Source organism: Lentilactobacillus dabitei, from assembly GCF_019061365.1.
Classification (GTDB): Bacteria; Bacillota; Bacilli; order Lactobacillales; family Lactobacillaceae; genus Lentilactobacillus; species Lentilactobacillus dabitei.
In genome coordinates this window covers 1-1,448 of record NZ_JAHPPD010000169.1, presented here as the reverse complement: position 1 = coordinate 1,448, position 1,448 = coordinate 1, and the positions used below count along the sequence as shown (strand labels likewise).

General features: G+C 36.9%; 2 protein-coding genes and 1 pseudogene. All 3 read right to left on the bottom strand.

Annotated elements, in window-relative coordinates; all coding sequences use genetic code 11:
- Positions 1-65 precede the first annotated feature (65 nt).
- A pseudogene (locus tag KTE19_RS13620) lies at positions 66-401 on the bottom strand (MFS transporter); the annotation flags it as partial.
- A gap of 167 nt (positions 402-568) precedes the next feature.
- On the bottom strand, positions 569-817 hold the full coding sequence (locus tag KTE19_RS13615) for a GlsB/YeaQ/YmgE family stress response membrane protein (protein ID WP_002831196.1): 249 nt from the start codon (positions 815-817) through the stop codon (positions 569-571).
- A gap of 432 nt (positions 818-1,249) precedes the next feature.
- On the bottom strand, positions 1,250-1,448 hold a 199-nt coding region (locus tag KTE19_RS13610), incomplete at its 5' end, for an IS3 family transposase (protein WP_217342514.1).

Sequence of the window (1,448 nt, the reverse complement as noted above, 5' to 3'; positions counted from 1 at the left end):
TAAAATACTCGACTGGCAAACACCGTATCAGGTTATGCTGACAAATTTGTCCAAAAATTCGGATTAAATTTGCAATCTACCATAAAGATATAATTGAGTGATAATGCGCAACATACAGTTGCCAGTGTAAAGATAACTGCAACCCAACGAAGTGTAACCTTTCTGCCATATTTATCAGCATATTTTCCACATAGGAATGCACCAAGGCAAGCCCCTAAGACTAAAGAGCTTGACACGATTCCCTGACGGGAAGGAGTTAGATTTAATTGGCTAGTCTTGCTCATAAAAGCCAAAGCTCCATTGATAACACCAGTATCATACCCAAATAGGAATCCTCCCAAAGATATGACGTAAACACTGTAATTTAATAATCCATATTTTCTGCCACTTCTATTTTGCATAGCCAATTCGTCCACTTCTTTCAGCTTGTTAATAATTAGAGTGGCTTTACATGAAATTAAAGTAAAACATTTATAAAAAAAGCCAATTACTACAGTAATTGACCAGCCAATAACAACCATGGATTCATTTAAAAGATTGTTAAAAAGTTTAACATATAGGGAAAAATTTATCTTGTGCTACGACTTAAAAAGAAAGAAACTACTGCTACAACAACTATTGCGCCTATAATTGACGGAATAATGGCCATACCAGCTATATTTGGCCCCCAACTGCCTAAAATAGCTTCACCAATGGATGAGCCAACTAAGCCAGCGATAATATTGCTAATCCAGCCCATAGCTGCGCCCCGATTAGTGATGGCACCAGCAATTGCGCCGATAACAGCACCAACAATTAAAACCCATAACCAATGCATAAAATTCACTTCCCCTTTTTTTGAACAAACGTTCTATGATGATTACAAGGATAAATATACCCTTATCAAGGGTGTGATTCAAGGAAACCATACGATCAAAGCTGTTGAACAAATTCACAATATTTCCTGTGCATGCTATTTATTTCATAAATGTTTCAATAATAAAATAGGTATGTAAAACAATTATTTGTGTTTCATATCTCCGATCAAGTGGAGTGTCCATTAACCAATTTTTGAGATTGCTAGTGTTGGGTTGACTGGGTGTCAACTTATATTATTAGCTACACCAATATGTATTTTCGGATAGATCTGGATTGAAGTCAATATTTGAGACAGGTTTTAAGAGACATTCAGAACCGCGTTTACCTGCCACAGCTCAAATAAATCATTAATCGCGATTAATAACTTATTTGAACCCTGGAAAGCATTAAATCAGGCGGCCATTTGGCTCGTAAGTGTTGCAATTTCAACTTGTAAGGGGGTCTGGTAGCCCAGTGAACTATGAATTCTCTTCCTATTGTAGAAAGCATGCACATATTCAAAAAGGGCGGCAGCGGCAGTTTCATAATTCTCAAAGACCGGCACTGGATAAACACATTCCTTTTTGAGGGAAGCATGAAAAGATTCCATT